Origin of the sequence: Escherichia sp. MOD1-EC7011 (assembly GCF_002965005.1) — a bacterium.
GTDB classification, from domain to species: domain Bacteria; phylum Pseudomonadota; class Gammaproteobacteria; order Enterobacterales; family Enterobacteriaceae; genus Escherichia; species Escherichia ruysiae.
The window spans coordinates 19,589-41,071 of the sequence record NZ_PTRD01000022.1 but is presented as its reverse complement, the minus strand read 5'-3'; the positions used below and the strand labels follow the sequence as shown (position 1 = coordinate 41,071).

20 protein-coding genes and 5 tRNA genes are annotated in these 21,483 nt (G+C 51.2%); 16 read left to right on the top strand and 9 right to left on the bottom strand.

The window, feature by feature from the left end:
• Window positions 1–134 precede the first annotated feature (134 nt).
• Complete coding sequence (gene norR / locus A7098_RS10750) at window positions 135–1,649, top strand: nitric oxide reductase transcriptional regulator NorR (RefSeq protein ID WP_105280772.1); 1,515 nt, start codon at window positions 135–137, stop codon at window positions 1,647–1,649.
• On the opposite strand, the gene gutQ is transcribed toward norR, so the two are convergent.
• The 7 genes from gutQ to srlA form a co-directional block, all read right to left on the bottom strand.
• Window positions 1,646–2,611 (bottom strand): arabinose-5-phosphate isomerase GutQ, encoded by a 966-nt coding sequence (gutQ, locus tag A7098_RS10745; protein ID WP_105280771.1) that lies wholly within the window; start codon window positions 2,609–2,611, stop codon window positions 1,646–1,648. The genes norR and gutQ overlap by 4 nt on opposite strands.
• Window positions 2,604–3,377, bottom strand: coding sequence for a glucitol operon DNA-binding transcriptional repressor SrlR (srlR, locus tag A7098_RS10740; protein ID WP_000804555.1), 774 nt, complete (start codon window positions 3,375–3,377; stop codon window positions 2,604–2,606). The genes gutQ and srlR overlap by 8 nt, the downstream gene beginning before the upstream one ends.
• 66 nt (window positions 3,378–3,443) lie before the next feature.
• Window positions 3,444–3,803, bottom strand: coding sequence for a transcriptional regulator GutM (gene gutM, locus A7098_RS10735; RefSeq protein ID WP_000252899.1), 360 nt, complete (start codon window positions 3,801–3,803; stop codon window positions 3,444–3,446).
• A 105-nt stretch (window positions 3,804–3,908) separates the two neighbouring features.
• The gene (gene srlD, locus A7098_RS10730) at window positions 3,909–4,688 is read right to left on the bottom strand and encodes a sorbitol-6-phosphate dehydrogenase (protein WP_085461070.1); all 780 of its coding nucleotides are present in this window, start codon (window positions 4,686–4,688) and stop codon (window positions 3,909–3,911) included.
• Window positions 4,689–4,691: 3 nt separating this feature from the next.
• Window positions 4,692–5,063, bottom strand: coding sequence for a PTS glucitol/sorbitol transporter subunit IIA (srlB, locus tag A7098_RS10725; RefSeq protein WP_105280770.1), 372 nt, complete (start codon window positions 5,061–5,063; stop codon window positions 4,692–4,694).
• Between the two features lie 10 nt (window positions 5,064–5,073).
• Window positions 5,074–6,033 carry a PTS glucitol/sorbitol transporter subunit IIB gene (srlE, locus tag A7098_RS10720; RefSeq protein ID WP_000196924.1) on the bottom strand — a complete coding sequence of 320 codons (960 nt, stop codon included), beginning with the start codon at window positions 6,031–6,033 and terminating at the stop codon, window positions 5,074–5,076.
• Window positions 6,030–6,593: a PTS glucitol/sorbitol transporter subunit IIC gene (gene srlA, locus A7098_RS10715; protein ID WP_000573314.1), complete on the bottom strand. Its 564-nt coding sequence runs from the start codon at window positions 6,591–6,593 to the stop codon at window positions 6,030–6,032. Before srlA ends, srlE begins: the two co-directional genes overlap by 4 nt.
• Before the next feature lie 255 nt (window positions 6,594–6,848).
• On the opposite strand from srlA, the gene mltB reads away from it, so the two are divergent.
• Window positions 6,849–7,934, top strand: a complete 1,086-nt coding sequence (gene mltB, locus A7098_RS10710; protein ID WP_105280769.1) for a lytic murein transglycosylase B — start codon at window positions 6,849–6,851, stop codon at window positions 7,932–7,934.
• Window positions 7,935–7,972: 38 nt separating this feature from the next.
• Here mltB and A7098_RS10705 read toward each other — a convergent pair whose 3' ends face one another.
• On the bottom strand, window positions 7,973–8,221 hold the full coding sequence (locus A7098_RS10705; protein WP_000201681.1) for a hypothetical protein: 249 nt from the start codon (window positions 8,219–8,221) through the stop codon (window positions 7,973–7,975).
• 179 nt (window positions 8,222–8,400) lie between these two features.
• Here A7098_RS10705 and pncC point away from each other — a divergent pair, with 179 nt between their 5' ends.
• From pncC to luxS, 14 genes are all read left to right on the top strand, one after another.
• Entirely contained in the window at window positions 8,401–8,898 is a 498-nt protein-coding gene (gene pncC / locus A7098_RS10700) for a nicotinamide-nucleotide amidase (RefSeq protein ID WP_010348092.1), read from the top strand.
• 79 nt (window positions 8,899–8,977) lie between these two features.
• The gene (gene recA, locus A7098_RS10695) at window positions 8,978–10,039 is read left to right on the top strand and encodes a recombinase RecA (protein WP_000963153.1); all 1,062 of its coding nucleotides are present in this window, start codon (window positions 8,978–8,980) and stop codon (window positions 10,037–10,039) included.
• Window positions 10,040–10,272: 233 nt separating this feature from the next.
• Window positions 10,273–10,773, top strand: coding sequence for a recombination regulator RecX (gene recX / locus A7098_RS10690; protein WP_000140512.1), 501 nt, complete (start codon window positions 10,273–10,275; stop codon window positions 10,771–10,773).
• A 128-nt stretch (window positions 10,774–10,901) separates the two neighbouring features.
• Window positions 10,902–13,532 (top strand): alanine--tRNA ligase, encoded by a 2,631-nt coding sequence (gene alaS / locus A7098_RS10685; RefSeq protein WP_000047190.1) that lies wholly within the window; start codon window positions 10,902–10,904, stop codon window positions 13,530–13,532.
• Between the two features lie 234 nt (window positions 13,533–13,766).
• Window positions 13,767–13,952: a carbon storage regulator CsrA gene (gene csrA / locus A7098_RS10680; RefSeq protein ID WP_000906486.1), complete on the top strand. Its 186-nt coding sequence runs from the start codon at window positions 13,767–13,769 to the stop codon at window positions 13,950–13,952.
• Window positions 13,953–14,267: 315 nt separating this feature from the next.
• Window positions 14,268–14,360, top strand: a tRNA-Ser gene (locus A7098_RS10675).
• 3 nt (window positions 14,361–14,363) lie between these two features.
• Window positions 14,364–14,440: transfer RNA gene (locus A7098_RS10670), tRNA-Arg, on the top strand.
• A gap of 64 nt (window positions 14,441–14,504) precedes the next feature.
• Window positions 14,505–14,581: transfer RNA gene (locus A7098_RS10665), tRNA-Arg, on the top strand.
• A 62-nt stretch (window positions 14,582–14,643) separates the two neighbouring features.
• A tRNA-Arg gene (locus tag A7098_RS10660) sits at window positions 14,644–14,720 on the top strand.
• 62 nt (window positions 14,721–14,782) lie between these two features.
• Window positions 14,783–14,859: transfer RNA gene (locus tag A7098_RS10655), tRNA-Arg, on the top strand.
• A gap of 276 nt (window positions 14,860–15,135) precedes the next feature.
• Complete coding sequence (gene yqaB / locus A7098_RS10650; RefSeq protein WP_105280768.1) at window positions 15,136–15,702, top strand: fructose-1-phosphate/6-phosphogluconate phosphatase; 567 nt, start codon at window positions 15,136–15,138, stop codon at window positions 15,700–15,702.
• On the top strand, window positions 15,699–16,127 hold the full coding sequence (locus A7098_RS10645) for a YqaA family protein (RefSeq protein WP_000004484.1): 429 nt from the start codon (window positions 15,699–15,701) through the stop codon (window positions 16,125–16,127). Before yqaB ends, A7098_RS10645 begins: the two co-directional genes overlap by 4 nt.
• 72 nt (window positions 16,128–16,199) lie before the next feature.
• Window positions 16,200–17,756 (top strand): glutamate--cysteine ligase, encoded by a 1,557-nt coding sequence (gene gshA / locus A7098_RS10640; protein ID WP_000611834.1) that lies wholly within the window; start codon window positions 16,200–16,202, stop codon window positions 17,754–17,756.
• Between the two features lie 149 nt (window positions 17,757–17,905).
• On the top strand, window positions 17,906–18,421 hold the full coding sequence (luxS, locus tag A7098_RS10635) for an S-ribosylhomocysteine lyase (protein WP_032226039.1): 516 nt from the start codon (window positions 17,906–17,908) through the stop codon (window positions 18,419–18,421).
• Between the two features lie 115 nt (window positions 18,422–18,536).
• Here the strand turns inward: luxS and A7098_RS10630 are convergent, their stop codons facing one another.
• A complete protein-coding gene (locus tag A7098_RS10630; protein WP_105280806.1) occupies window positions 18,537–21,140 on the bottom strand; it encodes an autotransporter outer membrane beta-barrel domain-containing protein in 2,604 nt (867 codons plus the stop codon).
• Window positions 21,141–21,483 lie beyond the last annotated feature (343 nt).

Sequence of the window (21,483 nt, the reverse complement as noted above, 5' to 3'; positions counted from 1 at the left end):
ATTGCGTGCCAGTTTTTTATCTGATTGTTTTTAATGTATAAATTAATTTATGCTCATTAGTGAGTAGTCAAAACGACTATCAATAAAATGGTCAATATGACAATATCAATAGTCAAAATGACAGTGAGGCAAAGATGAGTTTTTCCGTTGATGTGCTGGCGAATATCGCCATCGAATTGCAGCGTGGGATTGGCCATCAGGATCGTTTTCAGCGCCTGATCACCACGCTGCGTCAGGTGCTGGAGTGCGATGCGTCTGCGTTGCTACGTTACGACTCGCGGCAGTTTATTCCGCTTGCCATCGACGGGCTGGCGAAGGATGTACTCGGTAGACGCTTTGCGCTGGAAGGGCATCCTCGGCTGGAAGCGATTGCCCGCGCTGGGGACGTGGTGCGCTTTCCCGCAGACAGCGAATTGCCCGATCCCTATGACGGTTTGATTCCCGGGCAGGAGAGTCTGAAGGTTCACGCCTGCGTTGGTCTGCCGTTGTTTGCCGGGCAAAACCTGATCGGCGCATTGACGCTCGACGGGATGCAGCCCGATCAGTTCGATGTTTTCAGCGACGAAGAGTTACGGCTGATTGCTGCGCTGGCGGCGGGAGCGTTAAGCAATGCGTTGCTGATTGAGCAACTGGAAAGCCAGAATATGCTGCCGGGCGATGCCGCGCCGTTTGAAGCGGTGAAACAGACGCAGATGATCGGTCTGTCGCCAGGTATGACGCAATTAAAAAAAGAGATTGAGATTGTGGCGGCGTCCGATCTCAACGTCTTAATCAGCGGTGAGACGGGAACCGGTAAGGAGCTGGTGGCGAAAGCGATTCATGAAGCCTCGCCACGGGCGGTGAATCCGCTGGTCTATCTCAACTGTGCCGCACTGCCGGAAAGTGTGGCGGAAAGTGAATTGTTCGGGCATGTGAAAGGAGCGTTTACTGGCGCTATCAGTAACCGCAGCGGGAAGTTTGAAATGGCGGATAACGGCACGCTGTTTCTCGATGAGATCGGCGAGTTGTCGTTGGCATTGCAGGCCAAGCTGCTGCGGGTGTTGCAGTATGGCGATATTCAGCGCGTTGGCGATGACCGCAGTTTGCGGGTCGATGTGCGCGTGCTGGCGGCGACTAACCGCGACTTGCGTGAAGAGGTGCTGGCAGGGCGATTCCGCGCCGACTTGTTTCATCGCCTGAGCGTGTTTCCACTTTCGGTGCCGCCGCTGCGTGAGCGGGGCGATGACGTCATTCTGCTGGCGGGGTATTTCTGCGAGCAGTGCCGCCTGCGGCTGGGGCTTTCCCGCGTGGTATTAAGCGCCAGTGCGCGAAATTTACTGCAACACTACAGTTTTCCGGGAAACGTGCGTGAACTGGAACATGCTATTCATCGGGCGGTAGTACTGTCGAGAGCCACCCGCAGCGGCGATGAAGTGATTCTTGAGGCGCAACATTTTGCTTTTCCTGAGGTGACGTTGCCGACGCCAGAAGCGGCGGCGGTGCCCGTTATTAAGCAAAATCTGCGTGAAGCGACAGAAGCGTTCCAGCGTGAAACTATTCGCCAGGCACTGGCACAAAATCATAACAACTGGGCCGCCTGCGCGCGGATGCTGGAAACCGACGTCGCCAACCTGCATCGGCTGGCGAAACGTCTGGGATTCAAGGATTAAATAATCCCGGCCTGATAGAAATCCTGCAGGTTAATTGCGCCGGTGAGTTTGCCGTTTTCATCCACCACCGGTGCGGCAGTGATTTTGCGCTTCATCAGGATCTCTTTAGCGTCGATGGCGCGACTTTGCGCCTGTAGTGTGGTGCCGCCTGTCGTCATCGCTTCATTAACTGGCGTGGTGAGTGCGCCGCCGCCAACCAGCCAGCGACGTAAATCGCCGTCAGTAAAGACGCCTTTCACCAGTCGTTGATCATCGCACACTGCCACCAGACCTAAACCGGTGCGGCTGAGTTCCAGCATCGCGTCCATCACGCTAGCGGTTAATGCTACCTGTGGGATAGCGTCATCACGGCGCATCAGATGATGCACTTTATTCAGCAAGCGAGCGCCCAGTGCGCCGGCAGGGTGGGAGCGGGCAAAATCTTCTTCATTAAAACCGCGCGCCTGCATGACTGCCATCGCCAGTGCGTCACCCATCATCAGGGTATTCACAGTGCTGGAGGTCGGCGCAAGGTGCATCGGGCAGGCTTCGCGTTCGACGGAAATATCCAGCACTGCTTTCGCCGCCAGACCCAGCGGTGATGTCGGTTTGCCGGTCATCGCCAGCAGCGCGATGGATTTATCTTCCAGACGCGGAATGATCAGATCCAGTTCCTTCGCGCCACCGGAGTAAGAGATAAACAGCATCACATCGCGGCTTTCAATCATTCCCAGATCGCCGTGCAGTGCTTCTGCCGGATGGACAAAAAAAGCCGGTGTGCCGGTACTGGCAAGCGTTGCGGCGATCTTTTTGCCAATGTGACCCGATTTGCCAATTCCCGAAACCACCACTTTGCCTTCGCAGTGCAGGATGATATTGGCGGCGCGAACAAAATCATCGCCCAGACGTTCCGGTAAACGGCTTGCTTCCTGCAACTCCATGGTTAACGTCTGACGCCCTGCGTTTAGTAGTGCTTCACTCATTGCTCTCTCCGGTAATGATCACGTCGATCCCTTTCTCTTCCAGCGCCTGACGAAACGCCGGATCGATACCTGCGTCGGTAATCAGCTTATCGACGCTTTCAAGACTGCAAACTACGTTGGGGCTTTTACGGCCAAACTTCGATGAGTCAGCCATCAAAATCACTTCGCGCGCGGCATTGCACATTGCCTTACTGACGGTATAGACCTCGTTGAACGTGGTTACGCCCGCATTGAGATCGATGCCGTCGGTGCCCATAAATAATTTATCGAAGGTGAAATGCTCGAAGGCATTCTCTGCCAGTTGCCCGTGAAATGAGGCCGATTTTTTGCGAAATGTTCCGCCTGGCATCAGGATGGTTTGTTCATTATCCAGTTCGGATAGCGCGTTGACGATATGCAGGCTGTTGGTCATCACCGTGATGTTATTAAAGCGCGAGAGCATGGGGACCATCTGCAACACGGTACTGCCAGCATCAAGAATGATCGAATCGCCATCATGAATAAAACTGACGGCGGCTTCCGCAATCAGCTCTTTCTTGTGGGTGTTGATGAGCGTTTTATGATCGATAGGCGGATCGGATTCCTCTTTATTTAACACCACGCCGCCATAGGTACGGATGACGGTTCCTGCATGTTCCAGAATAACCAGATCTTTGCGAATGGTGGTGCCTGTGGTGTCAAAGTATTGCGCCAATTCTTCAACCGAGCATTTCCCCTGCTTTTGCAGGTACTCCAGAATGGCGGCCTGACGCTGACGAGGTTTCATGGGCGTGATTACCTGATTTAGGTTTCAAAATGATAACTTCGCAAGCAAGTAACATTCACAACGAAATTATCCACGTTTCAGTTTAAGCGCCAATGATAGAGCATTCTGTGATAGTGGATCACGGGGAAAGATCACATCGGGCCTCAAATCACCAGAATACATACCCTTAATTGCGGGAATTTTTTGTGGTCGGGCGAAAACGGTCAGTCCTTTCATAAACAAGGTGTCGGTGACGCGCTGCTGATCGTCCAGGGCGATGGCGACCACGACCCGTGGCTTAAAGCGCCCACTGGAACGGCCTACACCGACGCGCCCTTGCTGGCAGAGCGCGTCGAAGGCTCGATTAAAACGAGAAATTTGCCAGCCGCCTAAGGCCAGTTGCGCACACCAGGCGATAACGGCGACGGTGATGAGAGCTGATACCATAACTTCTCCTTAATGTAGTGGCGGAAGTCCTGTAGGCCTGAGAAGCGTAGCGCATCAGGCATTCTATTAGTCTCGCGGAGATCCTTAAGGGATCTCCGCTGTTGATCAGAACATCACCTGACCACCGGTGACATTGATCGACTGTCCGGTGCAGTACGACGCCTTTGGACTGGCGTAGAACAGCAGCATATTCAGCACATCCTGATAATCGCAGCCGCGTTTGAGCGGTACTTTATCGATGTAATACTGCTCGACTTGATCCGGTTTGATACCCAGCTTGGTCGCGTATTGTGGCAACAGTGACTGGAACATCGGCGATTTCAGCAGGTTACCGAGCATCAGTGAATGCACTGTAATGCCGTACTCTGCCAGATCCAGTGCCAGTGATTGAGTCAGCCCGACGCCACCAAATTTCGCTGCACTATAGCCAGAGTTGTGTTTGCTGCCCACTTTGCCGGATTTCGAGTTGATCTGAATAATGCGTCCCTGAATCCCGTCGCGGATCATCAAACGCGAAAATTCACGCGCGCACAGGAAATAACCCACCAGATTCACCTGTAGCGAACGGTCAAAATCGCCGAGCTGGAAGTCGCTGATAAAGGCTGCTTTTGCTATTCCGGCGCTGTAGACCAGCAAATCCACGCGACCAAAGATTTCATCTACCCCATGAGAGAGCGCCAGAACGCTCTGCTCGCTGGTAGCGTCAGCACCAAAACCATACGCCGTTCCTTCACCATATTCGGCGTTAATTTCTTGCGCCACATTTGCGGCTTTGTCGCTCTGAATATCGACAACCGCGACGCGATACCCTTCGCCAGCCAGACCGTGGCACAGGAACGCGCCCAGGGTTTGCCCACCACCGATGACAACGGCAACCTGATTCATTTTTTACTCCTTAACAGATTCAAACTTCAAAACCGATCCCGGTACGATATCGTCGGGTACAGAGCCTGCCACATGTACAGTGCCCGGAAATTCCGCTTCGCTTAAACCATCGAAGCGCAGGGTGACATGACCCAGTTCGCGAAGATTGTCTTCCGCCACGCTGCCAACGGCGGTCACCGGATAACGATGCTGGCCGAGAGAAAATTGCAAACCGGGATGGAGTTCACCTTTCAATTCGCCGTGGCAATGGATGAAGCAATACTCTTCGAGATCCGCAGGTGCGCCTTCACGAAAGGTGATGAGCATCTGGTCGCTGAAGGCGTCAGTGGCGCTCGCGCCGATACGGGTGATGGTGGTCTGATAAATAACGGTCATGTTTCAGCCTCTATTGATAGATAAAACCGGAGACAAACCAGGCGATCAGTACAGTCGGTGCGCCGGTCAAAAAGCGGCTCACCAGTACAGAAGGAACCCCGACGCGAACCGTGTCCTGACGGGCTTCCGCCAGCGATAAACCGACCGGGATAAAGTCGCAGGCCGCCTGCGCGTTGATGGCAAACAGCGCCGGTAAAGCCAGATGCGGCGGAATATTGCCGAGACCAATCTGCACACCAATCAATACGCCGATAACCTGCGCGATAACGGCGCCAGGCCCAAGGAAAGGCGAAAGCAGCGGGAAGGAGCAGATGAGCGCCAGCATAACCAGCCCCAGTGGATGGCTCGCCAGCGGAGCAAGACCGTGAGCAATCCAGTCACCAAGGCCGGAAGCCATAATGATGCCGATGAGCGCCGAGACGAACGCCATAAACGGCAGAATGGTTTTTAATACGGTATCGATAGTGTCGCGCCCGGACTGGAACAACACGGCAACGGCAGACCCCATGCCCATTCCCACCTTCGCCAGTAAACCATCGCTTTGTTCGGTGATTTTCTTGCTGGCATCATAGTCACGGCCCACGGAAGAGGGTTGTGGTGTTGCATCACCCACTACAGTGATGTTTTCTTCTTTCACGCCAGAGACATAAATATCTTCCACTATGTACTGCGCCAGCGGACCGGACTTGCCCGTCGAGTGGATATTAATGGTGGGAATATGCCGTTTTGGATAGATGCCGCAGCGCAGTGTGCCGCCGCAGTCGATTACCGCAACGCCGATTTCCGCTTCCGCAGGTTCACCTTCTTTAAAGCCGTCGATAGCCTGCCAGCCAGTAAGCTGTGCCAGTTTGTCGACAATTGCAGGCCGGGTTCCGGCGGTGATATAGACGATTTTTTTACCTGGCGTGGCTTCCAGTTCAAGCGGGCCACCCCAGCCACCATTGCCTTTTTCGATCCGAATACGCGTCATGATGTCGCTCCTGCCAGGTGAACTTTCTGTTCAAGTTGAATGCCCATCTTTTTCTCAAAAATGGCGGTGGTCAGGTCGGTCACCCAGCCACGGAAGAAGTTGGTGACCAGACCAACCAGCAGGTAGCTCACTGCCAGTGGGCCAAGTGGCAGATTCAGCGTCGTCAGACCGCTGGCAATTCCCAGATAAACAAACAGTTCGCCGGGGTTGATATGAGGGAAGAGACCGTTCATTGAGTGGCAGCTATAAGAGGCCGCCGCGTAATAGCTGGGTTTGAACTTTTCCGGCATAAAACGACCCAGACTTAAGGTCATCGGGTTACAAAAGACAAACGTGCCAATGCACGGTAATAGCAGGTAACGAGAAACAGGATTGCCGGCGCAACGTTGAGCAAATCGTTCAATGCGGTGCTGCCCGATAAAATTAATCAGCGCGTTCATGATTACCAGCAGGCTTATCAACAGCGGAAGAATGCCGGTCACCATCCCGGTAAACACCTCTCCACCTTTCTGGAACAGCCCGATGAACCACTCTGCGCCATGAGTAATGGTTTCTATCATTGTTCTCTCCTTTGAAATTTATTGTTTTATTACCAAATGGCAACACAATCTAATCAGATTGAAAGATTTAAAAGTGTTATTTTGATCGCAAAATGAAAGATAAATATTTTAATTTGAAAGTTTAATTAAGAGAATGGCGATGAAGGTGATTTGTGTTATGTAAAGTCCGTATTGGGCAGTGACTACCGCTTCCTTGTGCGGGGCGGGATGCTTTACCATACTTGCCCCTGGTTGAATCTGTTAAATGGACTCCTCATGGTCAAGCGTCGTTATGTAACATTACTTCCCCTTTTTGTGTTGCTTGCCGCCTGTAGCAGCAAGCCAAAACCTACTGAGACTGAAACGACCACCGGAACGCCGTCCGGCGGCTTCCTGCTTGAGCCGCAGCACAATGTGATGCAGATGGGCGGTGACTTCGCTAACAACCCGAATGCGCAGCAGTTCATCGACAAAATGGTGAACAAACACGGCTTCAATCGTCAGCAGTTGCAGGAAATCCTCTCTCAGGCGAAACGTCTGGATTCGGTACTGCGGCTGATGGATAACCAGGCACCAACCACATCAGTGAAGCCGCCATCAGGCCCGAATGGCGCATGGTTGCGTTATCGCAAAAAATTTATTACGCCGGATAACGTGCAGAACGGCGTGGTTTTCTGGAACCAGTATGAAGAGGCGCTGAATCGCGCGTGGCAGGTGTATGGCGTACCGCCGGAAATTATTGTCGGGATTATCGGCGTCGAAACCCGCTGGGGACGCGTGATGGGTAAAACCCGCATCCTCGATGCGTTGGCGACGCTGTCATTTAACTACCCACGCCGCGCGGAGTATTTCTCTGGCGAGCTGGAAACTTTCCTGCTGATGGCGCGCGATGAGCAGGACGATCCGCTCAATCTGAAAGGTTCCTTTGCCGGGGCAATGGGCTACGGTCAGTTTATGCCGTCGTCTTACAAACAATACGCCGTGGATTTCAGCGGCGACGGACATATCAACCTGTGGGATCCGGTTGATGCCATTGGCAGCGTGGCGAACTATTTCAAAGCGCATGGCTGGGTGAAAGGCGATCAGGTCGCTGTAATGGCAAATGGTCAGGCTCCGGGCTTGCCAAATGGCTTCAAAACCAAGTACAGCATTTCACAACTTGCAGCGGCAGGGCTGACGCCACAGCAGCCACTGGGCAATCATCAGCAGGCCAGCTTGCTGCGTCTGGATGTCGGGACGGGGTATCAGTACTGGTACGGTTTGCCGAACTTCTACACCATCACCCGTTACAACCACAGCACCCATTACGCAATGGCGGTCTGGCAGTTAGGACAGGCCGTGGCGCTGGCGCGCGTACAGTAACTCTTTGCAAGAGGGGGGTTAAACCTCCCTCTGCCATCTTACTGTTTATTTGAAAGAGATTGCTGACGTAATTGTTTGATTTTCTTAGACAGCGACACTGTATATCCCAGGCAGACAACGCCTAACGCAGCCTGACCAAAATCGAAAGGTTCAAGATAGCCAGAAGATAAAATCTTACATACCACTGCAACCAGGGCGCTGACGCCGCCAATGGTGACCCACATACGCATTTGCGTGGTCTGTTTGAGTACGTTTTGTGGGGTGTTATCCGTTTTCTTTGTTGCCATTACTTTCTCTCCCTGTGAATACATATCAATGCGAACGCGGCATGGTAGCTTTTTTCTTTACTGGTTGGTCGTAACAGTCTTATTTCGGAATGCGACTCGTAAAATGAATCGCTCGTCCCCATCTTTTACGGGAAAGTGCTATCTTGTCCGGCATAAATATCTGACAGACAGAGGTTGTGATGACTGACAGTGAACTGATGCAATTAAGCGAGCAGGTAGGGCAGGCGCTGAAAGCCCGTGGCGCAATCGTAACAACCGCTGAGTCTTGTACCGGCGGCTGGGTAGCGAAAGTGATTACCGATATTGCCGGTAGTTCCGCCTGGTTTGAACGCGGATTTGTCACCTACAGTAACGAAGCCAAAGCGCAAATGATCGGCGTGCGAGAAGAGACGCTGGCTCAGCATGGCGCGGTGAGTGAACCCGTCGTGGTGGAAATGGCAATTGGCGCCCTGAAAGCGGCTCGTGCTGATTATGCCGTTTCTATTAGTGGTATCGCTGGGCCAGACGGCGGCAGCGAAGAGAAACCTGTTGGCACCGTCTGGTTTGCTTTTGCCTCAGCCAGCGGCGAAGGTATTACCCGCCGGGAATGCTTCAGTGGCGACCGCGAAGCCGTGCGTCGTCAGGCGACGGCGTATGCCTTGCAGACGCTGTGGCAACAATTTCTACAAAATACTTGATACTGTATGAGCATACAGTATAATTGCTTCAACAGAATATATTGACTATCCGGTAATACCCGGCATGACAGGAGTAAAAATGGCTATCGACGAAAACAAACAGAAAGCGTTGGCGGCAGCACTGGGCCAGATTGAGAAACAATTTGGTAAAGGCTCCATCATGCGCCTGGGTGAAGACCGTTCTATGGATGTGGAAACCATCTCTACCGGTTCGCTTTCACTGGATATCGCGCTTGGGGCAGGTGGTCTGCCGATGGGGCGTATCGTCGAAATCTACGGACCGGAATCTTCCGGTAAAACCACGCTGACGTTGCAGGTTATTGCCGCTGCGCAGCGCGAAGGTAAAACCTGTGCGTTTATCGATGCTGAACACGCGCTGGATCCGGTCTACGCACGTAAACTGGGTGTCGATATCGATAACCTGCTGTGCTCTCAGCCGGACACCGGCGAGCAGGCACTGGAAATCTGTGACGCGCTGGCACGTTCTGGCGCCGTAGACGTTATCGTTGTTGACTCCGTTGCGGCACTGACGCCGAAAGCGGAAATCGAAGGCGAAATCGGCGACTCTCATATGGGGCTTGCGGCACGTATGATGAGCCAGGCGATGCGTAAGCTGGCGGGTAACCTGAAACAGTCCAACACGCTGCTGATCTTCATTAACCAGATCCGTATGAAAATTGGTGTGATGTTCGGTAACCCGGAAACCACAACCGGTGGTAATGCGCTGAAATTCTACGCTTCTGTTCGTCTCGATATCCGTCGTATCGGCGCGGTGAAAGAGGGCGAAAACGTGGTGGGTAGTGAAACCCGCGTGAAAGTGGTGAAGAACAAAATCGCTGCGCCGTTTAAACAGGCTGAATTCCAGATCCTCTACGGCGAAGGTATTAACTTCTACGGCGAGCTGGTTGACCTGGGTGTGAAAGAGAAGCTGATCGAGAAGGCAGGCGCGTGGTACAGCTACAAAGGTGAGAAGATCGGTCAGGGTAAAGCGAATGCGACTGCCTGGCTGAAAGACAACCCGGAAACCGCGAAAGAGATCGAGAAGAAAGTACGTGAGCTGCTGCTGAGCAACCCGAACTCAACGCCGGATTTCTCTGTAGATGACAGCGAAGGCGTAGCAGAAACTAACGAAGATTTTTAATCGTTAGTTATTGATGATAAAAGATAATGTGAACACGGACGGTCCCCTCGCTCCTTTGGGGAGAGGGTGAGGGGAACAGGCCAGCACTGGCGTGAAGAGTGATTCTCACTCTGGCCCGCTAACTGGAAGGGCGAGGAGGAAGATCGTGTCTACATTTATAAGTGAGCTAATTTGTTAGCAATCTCTGGGTCGCATCTGCGGCCCTTTTGCTTTTTAAGTTTTAAGGATATGCCATGACAGAATCAACATCCCGTCGCCCGGCATATGCTCGCCTGTTGGATCGTGCAGTACGCATTCTGGCGGTGCGCGATCACAGTGAGCAAGAATTGCGACGTAAACTCGCAGCACCGATTATGGGCAAAAATGGCCCGGAAGAGATTGATGCCACGGCGGAAGATTACGAGCGTGTTATTGCCTGGTGCCATGAACATGGCTATCTCGATGACAGCCGATTTGTTGCGCGCTTTATCGCCAGCCGTAGCCGTAAAGGTTATGGACCAGCGCGTATTCGTCAGGAACTGAACCAGAAAGGTATCTCCCGAGAGGCCACAGAAAAAGCGATGCGTGAATGTGATATCGACTGGTGCGAACTGGCGCGCGATCAGGCGACGCGAAAATATGGCGAACCGCTGCCAACAGTCTTTTCAGAAAAAGTTAAGATCCAGCGTTTTCTGCTCTATCGTGGCTATCTGATGGAAGATATCCAGGAGATTTGGCGAAATTTTGCCGACTGAACGCATACGGTATTTTACTTCCCAGTCAAGAAAACTTATCTTATTCCCACTTTTCAGTTACCAGCCCAGCGGTTATTAACTTGCTGCTGCTGGTGGCGATATTTCGTTAGCTTGATTTCAGGATAATTATGAGCAAGAGCACCGCTGAGATCCGTCAGGCGTTTCTCGACTTTTTCCATAGTAAGGGACATCAGGTAGTTGCCAGCAGTTCCCTGGTCCCTCATAACGACCCAACTTTGTTGTTTACCAACGCCGGGATGAACCAGTTCAAGGATGTGTTCCTTGGGCTCGACAAGCGTAATTATTCCCGCGCTACCACCTCCCAACGCTGCGTGCGTGCGGGTGGTAAACACAACGACCTGGAAAACGTCGGTTACACCGCGCGTCACCATACCTTCTTCGAGATGCTGGGCAACTTCAGCTTCGGCGACTATTTCAAACACGATGCTATTCAGTTTGCATGGGAACTGCTGACCAGCGAAAAATGGTTTGCCCTGCCGAAAGAGCGTCTGTGGGTTACCGTCTATGAAAGCGACGACGAAGCCTACGAAATCTGGGAAAAAGAAGTAGGGATCCCACGCGAACGTATTATTCGCATCGGCGATAACAAAGGTGCGCCATACGCATCTGACAACTTCTGGCAGATGGGTGACACTGGTCCGTGCGGCCCGTGCACCGAAATCTTCTACGATCACGGCGACCACATTTGGGGTGGCCCTCCGGGAAGCCCGGAAGAAGACGGCGACCGCTACATTGAGATCTGGAACATCGTCTTCATGCAGTTCAACCGCCAGGCCGATGGCACGATGGAACCGCTGCCGAAGCCGTCTGTAGATACCGGTATGGGTCTGGAGCGTATTGCTGCGGTGCTGCAACACGTTAACTCTAACTATGACATCGACCTGTTCCGCACGTTGATCCAGGCGGTAGCGAAAGTCACTGGCGCGACCGATCTGAGCAATAAATCGCTGCGCGTAATCGCTGACCACATTCGTTCTTGTGCGTTCCTGATCGCGGACGGCGTAATGCCGTCCAACGAAAACCGTGGTTATGTACTGCGTCGTATCATTCGTCGCGCAGTGCGTCACGGCAATATGCTCGGCGCGAAAGAAACCTTCTTCTACAAACTGGTTGGTCCGCTGATCGACGTTATGGGCTCTGCGGGTGAAGACCTGAAACGCCAGCAGGCGCAGGTTGAGCAGGTGCTGAAGACTGAAGAAGAGCAGTTTGCCCGTACTCTGGAGCGCGGTCTGGCGTTGCTGGATGAAGAACTGGCAAAACTTTCTGGTGATACGCTGGATGGTGAAACAGCTTTCCGCCTGTACGACACCTACGGCTTCCCGGTTGACCTGACGGCTGACGTTTGTCGTGAGCGCAACATCAAAGTTGACGAAGCTGGTTTTGAAGCAGCAATGGAAGAGCAGCGTCGTCGTGCGCGCGAAGCCAGCGGCTTTGGTGCCGATTACAACGCAATGATCCGTGTTGACAGTGCATCTGAATTTAAAGGCTATGACCATCTGGAACTGAACGGTAAAGTGACCGCGCTGTTTGTTGATGGTAAAGCGGTTGATGCCATCAATGCAGGCCAGGAAGCGGTAGTTGTGCTGGATCAAACGCCATTCTATGCAGAATCTGGCGGTCAGGTTGGCGATAAAGGCGAACTGAAAGGCGCAAACTTCTCCTTTGCGGTAGAAGATACTCAGAAATACGGCCAGGCGATTGGCCACATCGGTAAACTTGCTGCGGGTTCTCTGACAGTGGGCGACGCGGTGCAGGCTGATGTTGATGAGGCTCGTCGCGCTCGTATTCGTCTGAATCACTCCGCAACGCACTTGATGCACGCCGCGCTGCGCCAGATTCTGGGGACTCATGTATCGCAGAAAGGTTCTCTGGTTAACGACAAAGTGCTGCGTTTCGACTTCTCACATAATGAAGCGATGAAGCCAGAGGAAATTCGTGCCGTAGAGGATCTGGTTAACGCACAGATTCGTCGTAACTTGCCGATCGAAACCAACATCATGGATCTCGAGGCTGCGAAAGCGAAAGGCGCGATGGCGCTATTTGGCGAGAAGTATGATGAACGTGTACGTGTACTGAGCATGGGCGATTTCTCCACAGAGCTGTGTGGCGGTACTCACGCCAGCCGCACCGGTGATATCGGTCTGTTCCGTATTATCTCTGAATCGGGTACTGCTGCGGGCGTTCGTCGTATCGAAGCTGTAACCGGAGAAGGTGCTATTGCCACCGTTCATGCAGACAGCGATCGTTTAAGCGAAGTTGCGCATCTGCTGAAAGGCGATAGCAATAATCTGGCTGATAAAGTTCGTTCAGTACTGGAACGTACGCGTCAGTTGGAAAAAGAGCTACAACAGCTTAAAGAACAGGCTGCCGCGCAGGAGAGTGCAAATCTTTCCAGTAAGGCAATTGATGTTAATGGTGTTAAGCTGTTGGTTAGCGAGCTTAACGGTGTTGAGCCGAAGATGTTGCGTACCATGGTTGACGATTTAAAAAATCAGCTGGGGTCGACAATTATCGTGCTGGCAACGGTAGCCGAAGGTAAGGTTTCTCTGATTGCAGGCGTATCTAAGGACGTCACAGATCGTGTGAAAGCAGGGGAACTGATTGGTATGGTCGCTCAGCAGGTGGGCGGCAAGGGTGGTGGACGTCCTGACATGGCGCAAGCCGGTGGTACGGATGCTGCGGCCTTACCTGCAGCGTTAGCCAGTGTGAAAGGCTGGGTCAGCGCGAAATTGCAATAATATTAGCGTCAGGCAATGCCGTGGACTTGCTCCACGGCATTCGCATCAACGCTATCGACAACGATAAAGTCAGGTTGAAGTTGTGTATATCGGCTAAACTTAGGTTTAACAGAATGTAATGCCATGACTGCTTACATGTAATGTGTTTGTCATTGCTTACTTTTTGGCGTTATATGATGGATAATGCCGGGATACAGAGAGACCCGACTCTTTTAATCTTTCAAGGAGCAAAGAATGCTGATTCTGACTCGTCGAGTTGGTGAGACCCTCATGATTGGGGATGAGGTCACCGTGACAGTTTTAGGGGTAAAGGGCAACCAGGTACGTATTGGCGTAAATGCCCCGAAGGAAGTTTCTGTTCACCGTGAAGAGATCTACCAGCGTATCCAGGCTGAAAAATCCCAGCAGTCCAGTTACTAATCTTTCCGCGTCTCATCTTTAACGGTGAGACGCACCCTCAAAATCTCTCCTTCACTTCAATTTCTTTTCGCGTTACTCCCGTTCATTCAACGTTAACATCCATTTTTCAACATCATTCCTGCCTGTCATAGGCCATTTTTTCTGTTGATAAAACACTCTTTTTGACGTTTTTACAGTCTAATTGAGCGTGAAGTGTGCAAACGATAAAAGTGTGGGAAAAATTGTTTGACTTATAAGTCTCAGAAAGTAATATGTGCGCCACGCAGCGACGATGAGCGATAAACAAGTTCTTCGAAGCACTCGTAAGAGGCGTGTGGTGAGGTGGCCGAGAGGCTGAAGGCGCTCCCCTGCTAAGGGAGTATGCGGTCAAAAGCTGCATCCGGGGTTCGAATCCCCGCCTCACCGCCATTTGCATCCGTAGCTCAGCTGGATAGAGTACTCGGCTACGAACCGAGCGGTCGGAGGTTCGAATCCTCCCGGATGCACCATCTCTTGCTTGATATGGCTTTAGTAGCGGTATCAAAAAATCTGCAGTAAAGTAAGTTTTCCGATGCATCCGTAGCTCAGCTGGATAGAGTACTCGGCTACGAACCGAGCGGTCGGAGGTTCGAATCCTCCCGGATGCACCATCTCTTACTTGATATAGCTTTCGTAGCGGTATCAATATCAGCAGTAAAATAATTTTCCCGATGCATCCGTAGCTCAGCTGGATAGAGTACTCGGCTACGAACCGAGCGGTCGGAGGTTCGAATCCTCCCGGATGCACCATCATTACTTGATATGGCTTTCGTAGCGATATCAATATCAGCAGTAAAATAAATTTTCCCGATGCATCCGTAGCTCAGCTGGATAGAGTACTCGGCTACGAACCGAGCGGTCGGAGGTTCGAATCCTCCCGGATGCACCATCTTCTCCGTATTATCCGCGATTGATGATCCTCATGGTCTGCAATATTGATGTATGCACCAGGGAGGATAACGTTGCGCCAGCAACGGCCCGAAGGGCGAACGCCAGTGAGTCATCCTCCCGGATGCACCATCTTCTCCAACAATTTCCTCCAAAAACATCTCATTTCTAAATAACTATTTTATCCATATCCTGAATAATCTTCCCCTTCGCATCGGCGACAAAATCAAGCAATTACGCTAAAGTAGCGTCATATTTTTCGACTTGCGAGAAGACAATGTACGAGCGTTATGCAGGTTTAATTTTTGATATGGATGGCACAATCCTGGATACAGAACCCACGCACCGTAAAGCGTGGCGTGAAGTATTAGGACGCTACGGTCTTCAGTACGATGTACAGGCCATGATTGCGCTTAATGGCTCGCCCACCTGGCGTATAGCCCAGGCGATTATTGAGCTGAATCAGGTCGATCTCGATCCCCATGCATTAGCCCGCGAGAAAACCGATGCCGTAAGAAGCATGTTGCTCGATAGCGTCGAACCGCTTCCTCTTGTTGAAGTGGTGAAAAGCTGGCACGGTCGTCGCCCAATGGCTGTCGGTACGGGGAGTGAAAGCGCCATCGCTGAGGCGCTGCTAACGCATCTGGGATTACGTCGTTATTTTGACGCGGTCGTCGCTGCCGATCACGTCAAACACCATAAACCTGCACCAGACACGTTTTTGCTGTGTGCGCAGCGTATGGGCGTGCAACCAACACAGTGCGTTGTCTTTGAAGATGCCGATTTTGGCATACAGGCCGCTCGCGCCGCAGGCATGGACGCCGTGGATGTTCGCTTGCTGTGAGTGAGTCGCTGTCGCTCTTCTCGTTGTTTGCCAGTAGTTTTCTCAGCGCTACACTACTACCCGGCAATTCGGAAGTTGTGCTGGTCGCAATGTTACTTTCTGGGGTGAGTCATCCCTGGGTTTTAGTATTAACAGCAACAATGGGTAATAGCCTTGGAGGGTTAACTAACGTTATCCTTGGGCGTTTCTTTCCATTGCGCAAAACATCGCGCTGGCAAGAAAAAGCCATTGGCTGGCTGAAACGCTATGGCGCAGTCACACTCTTATTAAGCTGGATGCCAGTGATTGGCGACTTACTGTGTCTGTTAGCGGGATGGATGCGCATCTCGTGGGGACCAGTAATCTTTTTTTTGTGCCTTGGTAAAGCGTTGCGCTATGTTGCGGTTGCAGCAGCCACCGTTCAGGGCATGATGTGGTGGCACTAATTGTAGGCCTGCACACATGGCCACCATTACAGTTATGCTAATTAAAACGATTTTGACAGGCGGGAGGTCAATTTGATCCCGGACGTATCACAGGCGCTGGCCTGGCTGGAAAAACATCCTCAGGCATTAAAGGGGATACAGCGTGGTCTTGAGCGCGAAACTTTGCGTGTTAACCCAGATGGCACTCTGGCAACAACCGGTCATCCTGAAGCATTAGGTTCCGCACTGACGCATAAATGGATCACCACCGATTTTGCCGAAGCGTTGCTGGAGTTCATTACGCCGGTCGATGGCGATATTGAGCATATGTTGACCTTTATGCGCGATTTGCATCGCTATACCGCGCGTAATATTGGCGATGAGCGGATGTGGCCGTTAAGTATGCCATGTTACATCGCGGAAGGTCAGGATATCGAACTGGCGCAGTATGGAACGTCCAATACAGGGCGCTTTAAAACGCTGTACCGTGAAGGGCTGAAAAATCGCTATGGCGCGCTGATGCAAACCATCTCCGGCGTACACTACAACTTCTCTTTACCAATGGCATTCTGGCAAGCGAAGTGTGGTGATATCTCGGGCGTTGACGCCAAAGAGAAAATCTCTGCGGGCTACTTCCGCGCTATTCGTAACTACTATCGCTTCGGTTGGGTGATCCCGTACCTGTTTGGCGCATCTCCGGCAATTTGTTCTTCTTTCCTGCAAGGTAAACCGACGTCGCTGCCGTTTGAGAAAACCGAGTGCGGCATGTATTACCTGCCGTATGCAACATCGCTACGTTTGAGCGATCTGGGCTATACCAATAAATCGCAAAGTAATCTTGGTATTACCTTTAATGATCTCTACGAGTATGTAGCGGGTCTGAAGCGGGCAATTAAAACGCCGTCGGAAGAGTACGCGACGATTGGTCTTGAGAAAGACGGCAAGCGGCTGCAAATCAACAGCAACGTGCTGCAGATTGAAAACGAGCTGTATGCGCCGATTCGTCCGAAACGCGTTACTCGCAGCGGCGAGTCGCCTTCAGATGCGCTGTTACGCGGCGGCATTGAATATATCGAAGTGCGTTCGCTGGATATCAACCCATTCTCGCCGATTGGTGTTGATGAGCAGCAGGTGCGATTCCTCGACCTGTTTATGGTCTGGTGTGCGCTGGCTGATGCACCGGAAATGAGCAGTAGTGAACTTGCCTGTACACGCGTCAACTGGAACCGGGTGATTCTCGAAGGACGTAAGCCGGGGCTGACACTGGGAATTGGCTGTGAAACTGCGCAATTCCCGTTGCCGCAGGTGGGCAAAGATCTGTTCCGGGATCTGAAACGCGTCGCGCAAACGCTGGACAGCATTAACGGCGGCGAAGCATACCAGAAAGTGTGTGATGAACTGGTGGCCTGCTTTGATAATCCCGATCTGACTTTCTCCGCCCGCATCTTACGGTCTATGATTGATACTGGTATTGGCGGAACCGGGAAAGCGTTTGGTGAGGCTTATCGCAATTTGTTGCGTGAAGAGCCGCTGGAAATTCTGCGTGAAGACGATTTTATTGCCGAGCGCGAAGCGTCTAAACGCCGTCAGCAGGAAATGGAAGCCGCAGACACCGAATCGTTCAAGGTGTGGCTGGAAAAACACAGCTGATAGAAAAGAAAAAGGCCACTCGTGAGTGGCCAAAATTTCATCTCTGAATTCAGGGATGATGATAACAAATGCGCGTCTTTCATATACTCAGACTCGCCTGGGAAGAAAGAGTTCAGAATATTTTAAAAAAAATTACCGGAGGTGGCTAAATGCCGTTGTTAGATAGCTTCACAGTCGATCATACCCGGATGGAAGCGCCTGCAGTTCGGGTGGCGAAAACAATGAACACCCCGCATGGCGACGCAATCACCGTGTTCGATCTGCGTTTCTGCGTGCCGAACAAAGAAGTAATGCCAGAAAAAGGTATCCATACCCTGGAGCATCTGTTTGCTGGTTTTATGCGCAACCATCTTAACGGTAACGGCGTTGAGATTATTGATATCTCGCCAATGGGTTGCCGCACCGGTTTCTATATGAGTCTGATTGGTACGCCAGATGAGCAGCGTGTTGCTGATGCCTGGAAGGCGGCAATGGAAGATGTGCTGAAAGTGAAGGATCAGAATCAGATCCCTGAACTGAATGTCTACCAGTGCGGTACTTTCCAGATGCACTCGTTGCAGGAAGCACAGGATATTGCACGTAGCATTCTGGAGCGCGACGTGCGTATCAACAGCAATGAGGAACTGGCGCTGCCGAAAGAGAAGTTGCAGGAACTGCACATCTAGTCCGTTTAAGAAGAAGCCGGGCGGTGATATCACTGTCCGGCTTGCCTGATGTGCTACGCTTATCAGGTTGATGCGGGGAGCGCGCCACCCGCACGTGACGGGCGGCAAAGTGGCATTAAAAGAGATATTTCATGCCCAGCATTCCCTGGGTATCGCTGTAACCGTTGTCACCCAACTGCTGGGCGACGTTGCCCCACAGTTGCAGACGTGGATTAAGCTGACCTTCCACCCCAACTTTTAGCTCGCCGATGTTACGCGTGCCGATGATTTCATCGCTGATGCCATCCATCTTCACGCTGTAATTGCGGGAGTTATAAATCCAGTTGGTTTCCACGAAAGGCTGGAAGGAACGCGCTTTATGATCATCAATAGCATTGTGACCCTGCAGGTACGCTTTCACCCCCAGACGCGTTTGCAGGTTGCCTTCGGTGCTGTCCTCAACCAGAGTGCCATTGTCTTCAGTATGATTATCTGCCTTCACATCCATCCACGTCAGTTGCATTTTAGGCTGCAACCAGTAGCTGGTGCGGGCATTTGCGCTTTCACCAAGACGGAAGGTATAACCCGCTTCAATGGCGGCGGTGATACCGTCAGAGTGATATTTTTCACTGGGCAGATACTCGCCGGAGACGGTGTTATCAAACCAGTTATAGAGCAACCAGCTATCAACATAAGTTCCTGTTTTATCTGCTTTGTTAGCGTACCAGGTGCCATACATGCCCACACTGTAGCCGTCGATTTGCCCGCGTGAGTTGTAGCCGGTCAGGCTGGAATGTGTGTGGCTCTTGCTGTTGGCATAGCCAGCCATCAGGCCGAGATGCCAGCGATCGAGTGCGTTACTGCTCCATTGCGCAAGATCGCCGCCAAGTTGCAGAACATAACGGTTGCTCTGAGTGCTCAGTTCATCCGAGCGATCTTTAAAACGATTATGTCCACCAATGTTACGCATCCACAAGCTGGTCACTTTCTGCTCGCCGGTTAGCAGGTCGGTGTACTGTGTTTCCCCCAGACGGTCATGCAGTCGGGTATTAAACAGCGTATTTGCAGCCTGAATATTGGCCAGATAGCTACTAATCTCCGGGCGATACTGATGCTTTCTTTCTGGCAGTGGTTCTGGTGAAACGGGGGTATAAGGAGAAGCCGGTGTCGGTGTATCAGGTGGCTCTGGTGAATCAGGTATTACAGGGTCAACAGGTGGTATAAGTGGGGTTTCACTGGTTAAGTACCAGTTCTGATCGTCACTTTTCGTCACGTTATAATCATAGGCTCCGGCAACAATACGGCCTTCTTTACTAAACGTACCCTCTGATGCCCCCGTTATTTCAACAATGCGGATACCTTCAAGCGTATCGGCACCCTGACCACCGGCATTGTGAACACTCACACGGGTATGACCAGACGTGTTGCCTTTTACAATTAATTTATCGGTCGCGGAATTATCATCGCCGAGTTCGGTACGCATAACTAACAAACCGTTATTAGCGGTGTAATTGCCATTGATGGTGAGTGTGGCAGGCGTGAATTTGTCGCCATTTTTTGAGGACGACAGTGTTGCCGTACCCGCCAAATCCAGCGCATTTAAGGTTTGTGAAAAACCAGCTAAATCAATATTCCCTCCACTGGAGACGACATAACTGGAGTTTGGACTAAAGGTATCGTTGATACCGGCGCGCAGGGTGCCTTTACTAATATTCGTTTGGCCAGAATAGGTATTTGCGCCAGCCAACGTCGTGACTCCGGAACCTACCTGGTTAACCTCGCCTCTGCCAACGATATCTGCTGCCAGGATAAAATCTTCGCTGGAATGGTTGAAATTGATCTGGGCAGTACTGTCCCCGACCTCGCTTCCCATATGGATAATCGGCGTCTTAATTGCCCCCGCTTTTTGCTCGGCTTCTCCCTGCGCTCCTCCAATGTTTAGAATACCGGTGCTGGTTTCGTCCATTCCAAGCCAGATAAATTGATTCGCGCTGACCGTGGCATTATTACTCACGGTAAGAATACCCTTTGCCTCGTTCAGTAATGAGCCCAATCCCCCAAGGGAGATAAACTCATTCACGGCTAATGAAGAATTGTCACCATCAACCAGCGTTTCACCGTATCCCGTTCCCTGAAAATTCTCCATATTTCCATTAAAGCCAATGATCATATCTTTTGACGCTGTAAGACGACCGCCATGAGTGATTTCGAGTTTACCTGTCCCCTGATCGCCTACCATCACATACCGTGCGGCAACGGATGATCCCTCACCGTCAATAACGACTTGCCCCTGTGCCTGGTAATTAAATTCACCAATTCTGAATTCATTTAAATCGGTGATAGTACTGCCGCTAAGCACCATTAAAGTTCCTGAACCGCCATTAGTTCCCAGGTAAATATCGCGTTCATTAGGCGATGCATGACTAAGCGTCAGATGAGTGTTATTTTCTAATTTTATTGTCCCTGACGTCGCATTACCGATTACGATTTTAGCAGTAGTCAGATCCCGCCCGTCTATATTCAACGTTCCTGCACTTGTTGCTCCAACATTAAGATACCGAAACTGGTCCCATACTGGTGAGTTATTTTCTGATGAAGATAAGGTTACGACATCATTATTATTGATTGTCACATCGCTGTTGATAGTGGCTGGTGGTGTCCATGCCTGAGAAATTGGTATTGATAGCACAGTTGAAATAGCTATTGCCAGCGTGGACAAGGGATGCTGTCTGATATTCATAAAGTTAATTTTCATCCTTATGATTTATTTTAAGATAAATAGCGAATCCACAGTAACTACGTAAAAAATTAGATTTTAAGGCCGCTGAATCAGGTTGCTGTTCTGTAAATGAAGGGTAGTGTGTGAGGCCAATAATTATAAATCAGTTTAATTTGTGATTAATTTGATATTAATTTGTTTTGATGGTTTAGGCATTAGGGTGAAAATAAGGTGCATAATTTTACTTAGCGGAAATTTTTAAATGTCTTAAGGCATAAAAAATGAGCAAAGAAAAAGCAAAGGAAATCAATAAGATGTTTTTTCGGAATTTTGCGGGGTTAGTAACAGTAACTGATTAATTGCA